The 13,365-nt window shown below is 58.3% G+C and carries 8 protein-coding genes, 1 tRNA gene and 1 pseudogene; 1 reads left to right on the forward strand and 9 read right to left on the reverse strand.

All coding sequences use genetic code 11. From position 1 onward, the window contains the following. Window positions 1-239: 239 nt before the first annotated feature. The 5 genes and pseudogenes from AB3X86_RS07700 to AB3X86_RS07720 all read right to left on the reverse strand — a co-directional run. Window positions 240-317: pseudogene (locus AB3X86_RS07700) on the reverse strand (transposase); the annotation flags it as partial. A 269-nt stretch (window positions 318-586) separates the two neighbouring features. Further along, window positions 587-1,201, reverse strand: a complete 615-nt coding sequence (locus AB3X86_RS07705; RefSeq protein WP_368595507.1) for a hypothetical protein — start codon at window positions 1,199-1,201, stop codon at window positions 587-589. A 216-nt stretch (window positions 1,202-1,417) separates the two neighbouring features. Beyond that, entirely contained in the window at window positions 1,418-2,077 is a 660-nt protein-coding gene (locus tag AB3X86_RS07710; protein ID WP_368595508.1) for a hypothetical protein, read from the reverse strand. 300 nt (window positions 2,078-2,377) lie between these two features. Beyond that, window positions 2,378-2,857 (reverse strand): hypothetical protein, encoded by a 480-nt coding sequence (locus AB3X86_RS07715; RefSeq protein ID WP_368595509.1) that lies wholly within the window; start codon window positions 2,855-2,857, stop codon window positions 2,378-2,380. Window positions 2,858-3,463: 606 nt separating this feature from the next. Further along, a complete protein-coding gene (locus AB3X86_RS07720; protein ID WP_368595510.1) occupies window positions 3,464-4,258 on the reverse strand; it encodes a hypothetical protein in 795 nt (264 codons plus the stop codon). A 1,008-nt stretch (window positions 4,259-5,266) separates the two neighbouring features. Here AB3X86_RS07720 and AB3X86_RS07725 point away from each other — a divergent pair. After that, entirely contained in the window at window positions 5,267-6,688 is a 1,422-nt protein-coding gene (locus tag AB3X86_RS07725) for a hypothetical protein (protein ID WP_368595511.1), read from the forward strand. 127 nt (window positions 6,689-6,815) lie between these two features. Here AB3X86_RS07725 and AB3X86_RS07730 read toward each other — a convergent pair whose 3' ends face one another. The 4 genes from AB3X86_RS07730 to dnaG all read right to left on the reverse strand — a co-directional run bounded on the left by AB3X86_RS07730 (window position 6,816) and on the right by dnaG (window position 13,365). Continuing rightward, on the reverse strand, window positions 6,816-7,502 hold the full coding sequence (locus tag AB3X86_RS07730; protein ID WP_368595512.1) for a hypothetical protein: 687 nt from the start codon (window positions 7,500-7,502) through the stop codon (window positions 6,816-6,818). Between the two features lie 1,265 nt (window positions 7,503-8,767). After that, window positions 8,768-8,855: transfer RNA gene (locus AB3X86_RS07735), tRNA-Ile, on the reverse strand. A 153-nt stretch (window positions 8,856-9,008) separates the two neighbouring features. Continuing rightward, window positions 9,009-11,399 carry an RNA polymerase sigma factor RpoD gene (rpoD, locus tag AB3X86_RS07740; protein WP_368595513.1) on the reverse strand — a complete coding sequence of 797 codons (2,391 nt, stop codon included), beginning with the start codon at window positions 11,397-11,399 and terminating at the stop codon, window positions 9,009-9,011. A 91-nt stretch (window positions 11,400-11,490) separates the two neighbouring features. Next, a complete protein-coding gene (dnaG, locus tag AB3X86_RS07745) occupies window positions 11,491-13,365 on the reverse strand; it encodes a DNA primase (protein ID WP_368595514.1) in 1,875 nt (624 codons plus the stop codon).

Genomic DNA, 13,365 nt, shown 5'->3' on the forward strand with positions numbered 1-13,365 from the left:
TACCCGTTGGTCGTGCATGCTCTGATTCAGATAATGCACGTTGGCCCATGTGTAAGCATAGGCTGCACCCGCTGACCACGCAGGCGTAAAGGAATACGGCCGTACACTTCGCCCGTCTGGAACGTGACCTGCGAATTGGCGGTCAACTCGTTGTTGATGCCCGAGAACTGAACATTCGAATAGTCTGCACCTACCAGAGCACGACCAAAGTCGTATTTGCCGCCGATACCGATACCGACTTGGATGGACGAACCTGAGCGTCGTGTGACCGGGGCAATGCAGACATAGGCGGCAAGATGAGCGGCTGAAGCAAAGGCTGAAGACCGTGTTTCCAAGATCTTACAGCGTGTGGGCTACAGTCCCGTCAGCTACGCCTCCGCGCCAGCTGTGAAACGCATTGCTATTTCGCCCGCCAGAGGTCTCAGATGCGGCCGAAAATGCGGAACCGCACATTGGGGGCACCTCATCACGCCTCCAGTCGGTGATGAAAAAACGCGCGACTATCACCGCGCGTCGTGAGAGTACCAAGTCCTTCTCCGCAGAGGCTCGCCTGTCGGAAGACCAGCTTCACATGTATTTCGACGTCTCAATACAGCTTGATGGCGCCGACACACGGCCTAAACCGCTCCGTAAAGAGCAAATTGACGAAGACTCGGCGCAGAGAGATTCCCTTAATATCGGTTTCTGCCTCCAGTTGAAGAAGTCCGCTGTCGGCCAAGTCGACCATACCCTTCCAAATGGTCTCGGCCAGTGGCACAGGCGCATTGCGGAATTGCTCGTTGCGATAAGTACCTACCGGCACACCTGTTTTCAGGAACACCGAGCGCCCGTGCTCTCCCGTTGAGCCGCGAACGTCGAACTGAACTGCAGCGTGTTTGGCCTGCCTCCATTTATCGATTGCCGCCCAGACTTCCGGGTCCGTCATATCCGCGAGCCAGAAGATTTGCACGTCGTGGACCTGCAAGCGGATGGACTGGACCAGTCCGGCTTTCGACTGGATGGTGCCGAAACCGAAGTTGACGTCCGCGTTTTTCATGGCGAAGCTATCCGCGTCAGCGGCCGCAATCGGGCACGTCAGCACGGGCATGTCGCCGGGCAGACCAATGGACTGTTTCGGCCTCGAAGAGAAAGAGTTGAGTGGCTCCAAGCGTCCGAGCGCAGTGAGACTCGGATTGGTATCGAAAACTTCAACGCCTTTCATTTTGTACCTACCATATTTGGGGTTTCTTTAGCACGAGCGACGTGCGTCCATCGCATCTCTGCTGCCGCCAGCCCAGTCTTCATGGCCGTACTGCTGCGTCGATGCTTCTCCGTATAGCTCGGTCTTGCGAGGATGTACGGATATAAACGCCAATGGCACACGTCTAATCAATTTTCGCCAGTCGCGCCACGGGAATCTCGGCGCTCAGGTACAGCCCTATTGCGCTGGCACCCAATGCGTCTTAATGGGTACAGGCTTCCTAACAGGCGGCCGCTGATTCACAAACGGCTCCAATCGCTTCGTGAGAATCGCGCTGGACAACACGTGCCGTAACGGAATTCCCGGAATGTCCGTCGTGGCCTGCACCTGCAGCAAACCGCTATCTGCAAGCGATTTCAAATCGTGCCATGTATGGACCGTTGGCGCGCGGTCCGGATTTCGACGGACCTCTTGCGGGAACGCAATTCCCGACACAGGCATGACGCCTACGAGCCTTTCGCGTCGTTGAGGACTTTCAACCTCGAACATGATGGGTACGTGGCGCGCCCGCTTCCACGAGTCGATTGCTGCCCAGATTTCCGGGTCGGTCATGTCACCGACCCAATAGACTTGCAGGCCGCCCATCTGCAGCCGGATGGTCAGGACGAAACGATCGCCAAGTTCGACGTGTCCGAACCCGAATTGACTCTCATCGTTATCCTTGGAAAGCAAATGGACATCCATCGCCGACACTGGAAACGTGAGCACGAACGCGTCGCCCGGCAACCCGATGGTCTCCTTGGGTCGCGGATGAAACCACGTCAACGGAAGCAGCCGCGCGGAGGCGTCGGGAGTCATGTTATTGTCGACATCGGTCGATCGGATTCTATTGGTCATTTCGTTCTTCCTACTGCTTAAGGTCTGGTTGTCTGCGTCTCGGACATCGAGTCACATTTTCAAATCCGTCACCGCACTTCGTGCTTACATCAAGCCCACCGCGTAGTAACGTTGCGCTCTCCGTATAGCTCACAAGTTGGCGCATGAACGTGCACAAGATTGACGATCAAGAGCCGTGCCGAGTGCGTCCGCACCACAGGCACTAGAACTTCGCCCTTGGCTCTCGTCACCGTCAGAGGAGATCAGATGCGGCACATCGAGGCTGTTCCGTATCGTGACTTCGGCAATATGGATGAGCTCTCATGCACATCGAAGCCGAACGCAACGACTCGTCATCGCGTACTCAAACATTGCACGCAACCGGACGAAGAACTTATAGAAGCTCGCGTGTCCCAGTGCCTGCGCGCGTTCGTCCCACTCGACGAAATCAGCGGCAAGCTTTGCTGAAACCGCGGGCCCGATCGTCCCCTCGCCTCCCCATCGGAATAGCTCGCGAAAGGCACCGGGATTGGCTGCTCCGGGCATCAGCCAGTGGTAGCCCACAAGACGGGCCAACTTTCCCAGGTTCTCGTTGAGCACTCGTTCTTTTGCAAAGCCGAACCAGCGCCCATCTTCGAACGGGTAAATATCGACGATGTCGGAATCTTCAGCGATATTCGGAGACTTCGAATTACAGCGTAATTCAACGACCTTTATTTCGCGATCACTTTCCGAGGCATTTTCATCAACAGCACCCTCGAACTTATTTGAACCCGCGAATAGAGCAAAATTAACCGACATTCAATTTCTCAATGTAGAAATAAACAAAAGCGCCAAATTCCCACCGAAGCGAGATAATCGGCGTTCGTACGATCAAAAAAAGGGGCGAAGCCTGCATAGCCCCGCCATATCGCTGCTGGGCACTTTTTGAGGCAGGACTCGTTTTGATTGTATGGGCGTCGGCAAGGAAGTGAAATGCCCTCGGAGTCAGGCGGAGACGGTCTGATTATTTCGAATACAAAAATCGGAAATGAACGCGTGCAGTTTTTCGAATTAGAATTTATCCTCTAAACATGCAATCGATGAGCGACGATGCGCCCATGTGAGGGTGCGCCGGCCGACGCAGGCGCGGCCGCTGAGAAGCCACGAGGCGGGGCAACGCGGGCTGCGGACAGGGCGGCAGCCCGCGGTCCAAGAAGACGCTCGGTAGGAACTAGCGTTGGTTACCCGAGCCAGTTGCGACCAGCCTGACGGGTGACGCGAGGAAGACTGTTTCCAGCACGAAGTGGAGCGATCAGGCGCGCCGTACCTTGGGAGAGCGCGGACGACCGGCGCTGAATCGCTGGCTTCGATCGCGACTCAGTCTTCGACACGACGAGAACGTGCGCGATCTATAGTCTTAGTGGGTCATTCCGTTGCCTTTGCCAGCAGTTTGCGCACGGCTGTGACGATGTCATCTGCTTCTTCCGCAGGAATCGGCACCAAAGCGCGCCATTCCGCGCCGGCCATCCGCGCCTTTGCAAGGTATAGCGCCCCTGATCGCTCCACTTCGAGTTCTAATTCTGGGACAGGTTTCGATGAGCCGCTCGTTCGCTTGGTTACTTTGATCGTCGCTGCATTCAGAGGCGGATACGGCCCGCATGGTCGCATGTTGGCGACGCAGCTGAGCGCGTCGGCGGCTCGGCGCCAGACGCTAATGCGCGGGTCCGCGTCGACCGCCCCGGTGCAAACTGGCGTGGGGAGATGAGTATCGCGATTCGCGAACTGACCAGGGTAGATTACGACGATAGTTCGCCACCACTCGGCAGCCCAAGCCTTGGCGACTGCAAGGAGCCGACGATAGCTGTCGTCATTGCTCAGAGCCTCAAGCGGCGCGATGTCGCCGAGCGAACCACAGCGTGACATCAGAAAGCCCAACCGAGCTTCGGGGGGCGCCGGATAAATGATGTGACTTACGCGGCGTAACCGGCGTTGATCATAGTTGGGCGAAGCGAACAGAGCGGGGTAGAACGGTGTCCCATCCAAGTCGACTGAATAGATGCCGCCGCGGCGCTCCAGGTGGGCCAGTTGACGCGAGCTGACTCCCATGCGTTCCGCGAGGACCGACGCAGAGACGAGTTCTCCTTCGTGGACGCGTCGAAGCAAGTTCCGATGGGCTGCTTCCCGCAGTTCCGCAATATATTTCCGAGTTGCCTTGGTCATCGCTTAGCGTTCCCTTGACCTTCGTCGTCGCCAGCACTGCACCTTTGACTTCAAATCAATCGCGGCGACCAGGTTTGCACAGTCTGCGAAGGGCAGCCAAGACCACGGCGGTCGTGCTGGAAACAGTCTTCCTCGCGTCACCCGTCAGGCTGGTCGCAACTGGCTCGGGTGACCACCGCTAGTCCCACCGGTGACGAACAGGGCGATCTGGCCGCGAAACTCTATTCTTCAGCTTTCTCGCGCGTCGCAAGGCGCGGACATCGCTGCAATTGGCGCCGCAAAATTGTGTTCATGATGGATTCCCACGGAAGTGCATCCTCAGAACAATCCTCCAGAACATCTGCTGGTACGCTGCCCCAAGCCTGGTTGCAATTGTCAGCCCTGCGCAATCGTCGTGATGCCGGTTGGACAACATTCGGGCGCGCTGCCATCTCGCCTGGCCCAGGCCCAGCTGCCCCATCGACCGTGAGCCGCCGCCCTGTCCGGAGCCCGTGCTGTCCAGCCTCTTGAGTTCTCGGCCACCGTCGCCTGCGTCGCACCGCACTCGCCTTGGGCGCATCATCATTCATCGAATGCACTTTTAGAGGAATTACTCTAATTCAAAAACTACTCGTGTTCATTTTCGGTTTTTGTATTTGAAATGTTTAGGCCGTGTCCACATTGCTTCGACGGGTATTCCACTCCCATGGCGGCGGCCATACAATCAAACTTTCTCCTGTCTCGCGATATTGCCGAGCAGCGATAAAGCGGAGCCGCGCAGGCTTTGCTCCTCTTGTGATCGTATGAACGCCAAGTATCTCGCTTCGGTGGGGCCTTTGGTGTTTTTGTGTATTTCTATTTAGGAAAATCGGCTTCGATAGAGACATTTTCGTATCTGGCAACGTTGACCTCTCGAGATCCAAGGGCTAATTGTCAAGATAGGTCGAAGCATCGAGCTCCGCGTACATATACTCATTCTCGAAGGCACAAAACGCCGTTAATCTAGCCGCCGCGCCGCTTGGAGAACCTGTGAATCAGCATGTCGAAAACATGATCGCCGCCTTCTTCGAGGCAATTCAGCCGTGGAAGTCCGCGTACTCGAAAGCGAGACTGAGCTTTATCGCCGTCAAGCGCGACGACACTCTCGTGATCTTGGCTGCGCGCGTGTATCTATCCGCCGGTTTCCGGAATCCGACGAAGGACTGGTTTGAGGCTGGCGATGTTGTGGCGGGTCAGTTGGAACTGTCCGGCGGAGGTGCGCCTTTCCTCCAGGCCATCGAAGCGATTGCCTCTCCCGACGGTTTTGCAATCCCAGAGCGCGGCAGGCTCGTTCTTCGAGCTGACGACAATCAAAACATTTCCGTTGGGCCCCCAGACCTCCTCCACGCTGAGGGACTCAATCAAGGAAATCGCCTTGCGGTTTTGACGTTGTGCGGCGGCAGGCGAGATATGCTCGCCCCTCAGCCGCAATCCGACTGGATGCTGAAGGCGGCCGAGCGCCCTTTCGACTCGCTAACCGAGCTCAGTGTCGAGTTTGGCCTCGGTGCCACGCCAAACACGCACACCACGCTCGAAGTCATCGCGAACACCGCGGCCGAGGTTTGGCTGCATTCAAGCGTCGACGAAGGCAAAGCCGTTTTGGGGCTTTGGCTGGCGCCGGATCTCGACCGTTCAAAGGCGCGCCTCGGCTATCGCGTGCTGGATAGAAACATCGTCGTAACTCGTGGGTCGGTCGACGGAAATAAGCTCGACTGGGGCGAGCGGTTGGGAGATGTGATCGGGGAATTGTCGCTGGAGGTGCCGCGCGGCGCAGTCGTTCAGTGTATTGCGTCATACGCCGGCCATGCTCATCACTTGCGCTGGATTGCCGATCCGCAAACCTATCAAAACGCGCGAGCGGCCGTCCTTTCCAACGTGGACCAAACTGGCAAGCTGCTACGGGGCTATCTGCTCCCTGACCTTCCGCCAAGGGGCAAAGCTGCAGATGACTTCGAGTCAGCCGTCGCCTGGATGCTTTGGGGCTTGGGGTTCGCGCCCGTCAGTTTCGGGATGAGCCCCAAAACGCGCGACGCCTTCGATATCTTGGCCGTCAGCCCGCGCGGCGATTTTGTTGTCGTCGAATGCACACTCGGGCTGCTCCGAGCCGAGAGCAAGCTCTCGAAATTGAGCGCACGTGAAGCGGCGTTGCACAAGATGCTTGCTACGTCTGGCCTTCAGCACGTCCGCGTATTGCCGGTAATCGTGACGGCAATGACTCGAGACGAAATCAAAGCAGACCTTTGCGCGGCGGCCGAGACCGGCGTTCTTGTGCTGTCAAGGGAAGACATTGAGGCGGTTTTGGATGGCGAACGCCTGCGGTTCGCGAACGCCGATCAGCTTTTCGAACAGGCGTTGCGCAATTTAGCGGAGAGCCAGAGCCCCCAAGACGCGCCTCTGCTTTCGGCGGTCTGATGCATTAGAGCTTGGCAGGGACGGAGGTGGCCGCGTTGGATCTAAAAGCAAAAAAGGCGAGCGCAGCAAATGCTGGGCTCGCCTGAGTTTTGTAACAGTTTCGGTCGACTTTGAAGTCGATTCAAACCTAAACCGTGACCTCGGACGGCGGCTCTAGCAACTCGAGCGTTTCAATTCCGAGCTTCGGTTCCCTGAACTCTTCACCGCCTTCAGACCACCTAGACGGATATGTGACCATGCCTATTCCATTCGCAAGGTCAAAGCATTCCCGAACATGCGTGTACATCTGGGAAAATCGTGTGTCTTCCAATGCCGAAGCAGCTTCCTGCCATTTAGCAAAATCAGCTGCTAGTTTCCGGCAGGCAACCGGGCCGAATGTCATGCCGCGTAGCCCGTAGCGAAGCAGTTCCCAGAAAGGCCCACGCCCCTCGGTTTCGGGGCATTCGTTCTTATCCTCAACCAGTTCGGAAAGCGCCACGGACCAATCAACCATACGATACGGTCCGCGCTGTAGTTTCTTGCCTTTTGTGACCAAGCTAACCAGCTGTTCACACCACTCAAAATAATATCGATCTCCTAGATATGAAGAAAGATGGTACATTCCACCAGCAGTTCCATCAGGACCACTCACATAATCGTATAAATCGCCAATTTCCAGTCCTTCAGCCAGTTTCGGATAATCTGGCGGCGCAACCACTAACATTCCTTCATCCGGATATAAGCACCATCCAGCATCGGTTGTCATGCACCACGAGTATGGCCTTTCAATCTTTTTTATAATCGGCGAAGCAAGGAAATATCCCGGATCTTCCATTGAATGCTCCAAATAGTTTGAGGTAACGACAGTCAAGTCGGTAACGAGCCGAGAGACACAAACATCATTTTCGGCGCAATGTGATTAAGTAGATTCAGAGCAAGACGGCGCCAACCCGGTCAAACTAGCTATCGCGTTAAAAGACGCGCGATAATATCCATCGCGGGTTAACAAGTTTGGATTAACCTTGGAAACCACGCCGTTTCCCTCGATAAGTATAAGGATATTCTAAAGTGTGGATGAATATCGCGGAAGTACATCAAACTGAAAAAGAAACGCCGGCCACCCGCAGAAAATAAAAACTGGTCGCCAATATGGACAGATTTTCTAATTAGAGTTAACACTCTAAAGGCGACGGAGGGTGGCGTCTGAGCGCTCCCGAGGGGGCAGGCTGCTTGCGTGGCGGCTCGCGCAGAGCCGAAGACCCGCTAGATCGCGATGGCTGAACGACGTCAAAGCCCGCTCACTCTCGATAGTCGGTTCTTTGCGGCGTTTTCCGCCGCGCACGAGGGGCTGCGGGAAATAGCCCAGAAAGTGTCGCACGACGCCGGCTTCATCCTCTGGCGGCCTTCGTTGTGCGCGGGAAGGTCCGCGGGGCAAAAGGATGTCGCTGGCGGCGTTTCCGTCGCGGTGGGGATCATGTCACAAGCGCCGCAAATCCATCCTCGTTTCACGTCCCACCAGACTTTCGGCCGTGCCGAAACCGCAGCCTAAGCACGTCTGGGTGGAAGACGCCGGAGCAGAGCAAAAACCCAGTTCGGCGGCGAATCGTCCGGACTGACAGCCGGACGGACGCTCTTTTCGGCTCGGTTGCATGGATCGCGACGTGCGATCCGAGCGACGCGCTACGGACTCAGTCGCCATCTTGGCGTAGTCTGTCCGTGCGTTAGAAGTCAATTCGCCCGAAAAACGAAATAAATGTGGCGAAAGCACGACACTGCAAGATCTGCGATGTTTGCTGCGTCACACAGACTTCGAGAAATGCGAAGATGATCGTCATGACGCAAGACTGCTCGGAGACAGTGCCCCTCTGAGCGATCCACCCGGAAGCGGCGAAATAGGCCCAAGGGCCTGCCGCAGGAAATCCGCGATGGGATGGGCGCCGCGCCTACAAGAGGCGCGGCGGCAGTCCAAGGGATCCTTCCGCGTACCACAGATCGCCAATAAGGCAAAAAGTGGCCTATCGGCCAATCAAGCATAACGTGTCAAAGTGGCCACTTTATGCTTAACGGCACACGGAATTCGGAACCCTTTTTTCGATACTTTGGTGGGCCGGGTGGGGTTCGAACCCACGATGTCCTTTCGGAGGTGGATTATGAGTCCACTGCCTGCAACCAACACGGCGTCCAGCCCAAGAAAAAAGACCCGGTCGTGAAGGCCGGGCCCGTTTCGTCGATTGGCCGACATACTACACGAAAAAGGGGCCTGCGCAACCGATTCGCTTCCGCGAAACGACCGGGCGGCCCCTTCTATCGCATCATGTGCGGCCAGCCGCGGCCGCCCCCGTCAATTCCCTTCGAGGAACGACTTCAGCTTGTCGGAACGGCTCGGATGACGCAGCTTGCGCAGCGCCTTCGCCTCGATCTGACGAATCCGCTCACGCGTCACATCGAACTGTTTACCGACTTCTTCGAGCGTGTGATCGGTGCTCATCTCGATACCGAAACGCATGCGCAACACCTTCGCTTCGCGCGGCGTCAGCGAGTCGAGCACATCCTTCACGACGTCGCGCATGCTCGCATGCAGCGCGGCATCCGCCGGGGCGACGGTGTTGGTATCTTCGATGAAGTCACCCAGATGCGAATCGTCGTCGTCGCCGATCGGCGTTTCCATCGAGATCGGCTCCTTCGCGATCTTCATGATCTTGCGGATCTTGTCCTCCGGCATTTCCATCTTCTCGGCCAGCGTTGCCGGATCCGGCTCGAGACCAGTTTCCTGCAGGATCTGACGCGAGATGCGGTTCATCTTGTTGATCGTTTCGATCATGTGAACCGGAATCCGGATCGTGCGCGCCTGGTCGGCGATCGAACGCGTAATGGCCTGGCGAATCCACCACGTCGCATACGTGGAGAACTTGTAGCCGCGACGGTATTCGAACTTGTCCACCGCCTTCATCAGGCCGATGTTGCCTTCCTGAATCAGGTCGAGGAACTGCAGACCGCGGTTCGTGTACTTCTTCGCGATCGAGATCACGAGACGCAGGTTCGCCTCGGTCATCTCACGCTTTGCCTGACGCGCCTTCAGTTCGCCGGCCGCCATCTGACGGTTGGTTTCCTTCAGGTCCTTCAGCGGCAGTACCACGCGTGCCTGCAGATCGAGCAGACGCTGCTGCTGTTCGCGGATCGCTGGAATGTTGCGCGTGAGGATCGCGCTATATGCATGCCCCTCCCCGACGATCTTGTCGGCCCATTCGAGGTCCGTCTCGCTGCCCGGGAAACGCGCGATGAATTCTGCGCGCGGCATGCCGCACTTGTCGACTACCGTATGCAGGATCTGACGCTCAACCTGGCGCACTTCATCGACCTGCGCGCGCAGCGTGTCGCACAGACGCTCGACGGTACGCGCGGTGAAGCGGATCGTCATCAGCTCGTTCTGGATGGTTTCTTGCGCCTTCAGGTACGACTTGGATTTGTAGCCTTCCTTCTCGAACGCGCGACGCATCTTGTCGAACCATTCGCTGATCAACGCGAATTTTTCGAGAGACGCGCGCCGCAGCGCTTCGAGCTGCGCGGCGTTGGCGGTGGCTTGCGCCGAGCCATCGTCCTCTTCCTCGTCCTCTTCGTCCTCTTCCTCCGCTTCCTCGTCTTCGTTCTCGATCGCTTCCGCTTCCTGCGCGGAGAAGCCGTCGGCGTCTTCCGCGTCGGCGTCGATCAGACCGTCGACAAGTTCGTCGATGCGCACTTCGTCGTTGGCGACGCGCTCGGCCATCGCGAGGATGTCGGCGATCGTGGTCGGGCACGCGGAGATGGCCATCACCATGTGCTTCAGGCCGTCTTCGATGCGCTTCGCGATTTCGATTTCGCCTTCGCGCGTAAGCAGCTCCACCGTGCCCATTTCGCGCATGTACATGCGCACGGGGTCGGTGGTGCGGCCGAATTCGGAGTCGACGGTGGACAGCGCGACTTCGGCTTCCTCTTCGACTTCATCGTCCGACGAAGCCGCGGGCGCGTTGTCGTTGAGCAGCAGCGTTTCAGCGTCCGGGGCCTGTTCGTAGACCGCGACGCCCATGTCGTTGAACGTGCTGATGATGCCTTCGATCGCCTCGGTCTCGGTGAAGTTGTCCGGCAGGTGATCGTTGATTTCAGCGTACGTCAGGAAGCCGCGCTCCTTGCCGAGCTTGATCAGCGCGCGCAGCTTGGAACGACGCTCCTCGAGTTCCTCCACCGTGCCAGGCTGCGACGACGCGAACGCATCCTTCAGCAGCGCTTTTTCCTTTGCACGACGGTCGCGAGCCTTGACCTTTTCCACCTTGCCCGGTGCGGCGGCAGCGGTTTCTTCGGCCTGGGTTGCATCGTCATCGACGGGTACTTCATTCAGCTTTTTCGTCATGGAGTTCGCCGTACCGGCTGTAGTCTCGACCCCCGGCTGTTGGACAACAGCCGGATGAACCGTGGATACTGAAGTCACGCGCGCTGCCGCATCGTCCTGAACGGCAGCCGCTTCCCTTGCGCTTCTGACACCCGCCCGCTTGGCAGCCGGCGGTGCTACAGCTTTCGCCGCCCGAACCGGTGCGGCCTGCGCGGCCGCAGTGGTCGACGACTTCTTCCCGGCAGCTGGCGCAACGCTGACAGCAGACGTTTTTCTGGCGGATGCAGTCAGCCTGGCTTCGGTAACTTTTCCGGTGCGCTCTTTAGCGCGTGAGCCAGTTGTCTGATTTCCGCCTGTCGTCTTTGCCATCGCATCGCCTTTCGCCTTTGCTAGGAAAACCCTTGAAAAAACAAACCGCTAGAAACTTTTGATTATAGCACCCGAGGTTTTCGCCTCTCCGCTACAGGCCGAGTTGACGCTTCATGTCGGCCCGCTTCCGGTTGAGCTCCGAAAACTCGGCAAACTCTTCCGGCGTATGTCGTGACTGTCGCGAAAGCTGATCGAGACGATCGCAATAAGCGTCGTATCGCATCTTCAAAATCGCGGCCTTCAACTCCTCGCCGACGATTCGTTCCTGTTCGCGCCGTTCCTCGATGACAGCCGCGTCCTGCGGGTCTTTCAGCAGCAAATCCCGGACGTTTTCATCATAGTCTAGAATTTTGCGAAAGATTTCCTCGAAAGTTGGGGCGTTCGCACCATTTCGCAAGAGATCTGACAACAACTGGAACGCCGCCGAATCGCCGAGGGCGCGCGCGTGCGTCGTCACTTCCGCGAACAGTTCGCCGTGCCGGGTCACGGTGAGCAGCGCCTCTTCGGCCTCTTCGTCGAGCATCGCGACCGTGCGCGGATACATCACCAGGTTGCGCAGCGTCTTTTCCTCGATGCCGGTCACGCTGCGGCGATCCTTGCGGGCCGGCGCCTCGCGCGCGGCGGCCGCGATCCGCGCATCGACTTCGCAAAGCGCCGCGACTTCGCTGAACGGCACATCGAGCCGGTCCGCAAACATATGCATGATCTGCGCGCGCAGCGCATTCGCCGGCAATGCCTGCAGCAGCGGCTTTGCGTCGAACAGCGCGCGGGCTTTGCCCTCGGGCTGATCGAGCTCCTTGCCGGTCAGCACCTCGTTGAGCATGAACTGCGACAACGGCATCGCCCGTTCGACCTGCTCGGCGAAAGCCTCGGTGCCGAACTCGCGCACGTAGCTGTCGGGATCGTGCTCGCTCGGCAGGAACAGGAAACGGATCGTCCGGTTGTCGGCGGCATGCGGCAGGCACGCGTCGAGCGCGCGGCGTGCTGCACGCCGGCCGGCCGCGTCGCCGTCGAAACTGAAAATGACCGTATCGGTCTGGCGCATCAGTTTCTGCACATGAATCGGTGTGCAAGCGGTGCCGAGCGTCGCGACCGCGTTCTGGAAGCCCAATTGGGCCAGCGCGACCACGTCCATATAACCTTCGACGACCAGCACGTAGTGCTGCTCTCGAATCGCCAGACGCGCCTCGAACAGCCCGTACAGCTCGCTGCCCTTGTTAAATAGCGGCGTTTCCGGCGAATTCAAATACTTTGGCTCGCCGCCGTCGAGCACGCGGCCGCCGAAGCCGATCACCTGCCCTTTGACATTGCGGATCGGGAACATGATCCGCTCGCGGAAGCGGTCGTAGCGGCGGTTCTGACCCTGCGCGTCGGACTTTTCGCTGACGATCACGAGACCCGCTTCGACCAGCGCGTCGTCGCGGTAGTTCGGGAACGCCGCCTCGAGGTTTTGCCAGCCTTCGGGCGCGTAGCCGAGACCGAAGCGCGCGGCGATTTCGCCGGTCAGACCGCGCTTTTTCAAATATTGGATCGCGCCCGGCGCACCGCGCAGCTGCTTCCGGTAGTAGTCGCAGGCGGTCTGCATGAGATCGGACAGCGCCGTGGTGACGGCCTTCGATGCCGCCGGCGCGTAGCCGCCGCCAGCCCCGCCACCACCGCCATATCCGGGCGAAGGCTCGTTCGGCACAGTTAGACCCACCGATTGCGCGAGCTCGTTGACCGCTTCGGGAAACGACGCGCCCAAGTGTTCCATCAGGAACCCGATGGCCGTGCCATGCGCACCGCAGCCGAAGCAGTGATAAAACTGCTTAGTCGGACTAACCGTAAACGAGGGGCTCTTCTCGTTGTGAAACGGGCACAGCCCCATGAAGTTCGCGCCGCCCTTTTTCAGCTGCACATACCGGCCGACCACGTCGACGATATCGACGCGGTTGAGCAGGTCCTGCAGGAATGACGGTGGGATCAC

The sequence above is a fragment of the Paraburkholderia sp. BR14374 genome (assembly GCF_040948685.1).
GTDB classification, from domain to species: domain Bacteria; phylum Pseudomonadota; class Gammaproteobacteria; order Burkholderiales; family Burkholderiaceae; genus Paraburkholderia; species Paraburkholderia youngii.

Bases quoted from the DNA above. Each gene is read 5' to 3' on its own strand.
- AB3X86_RS07705 (WP_368595507.1), bottom strand. From the start codon at position 1,201: ATGAAAGGCGTTGAAGTTTTCGATACCAATCCGAGTCTCACTGCGCTC.
- AB3X86_RS07710 (WP_368595508.1), bottom strand. From the start codon at position 2,077: ATGACCAATAGAATCCGATCGACCGATGTCGACAATAACATGACTCCC.
- AB3X86_RS07715 (WP_368595509.1), bottom strand. From the start codon at position 2,857: ATGTCGGTTAATTTTGCTCTATTCGCGGGTTCAAATAAGTTCGAGGGT.
- AB3X86_RS07720 (WP_368595510.1), bottom strand. From the start codon at position 4,258: ATGACCAAGGCAACTCGGAAATATATTGCGGAACTGCGGGAAGCAGCC.
- AB3X86_RS07730 (WP_368595512.1), bottom strand. From the start codon at position 7,502: ATGGAAGATCCGGGATATTTCCTTGCTTCGCCGATTATAAAAAAGATT.
- rpoD (WP_368595513.1), bottom strand. From the start codon at position 11,399: ATGGCAAAGACGACAGGCGGAAATCAGACAACTGGCTCACGCGCTAAA.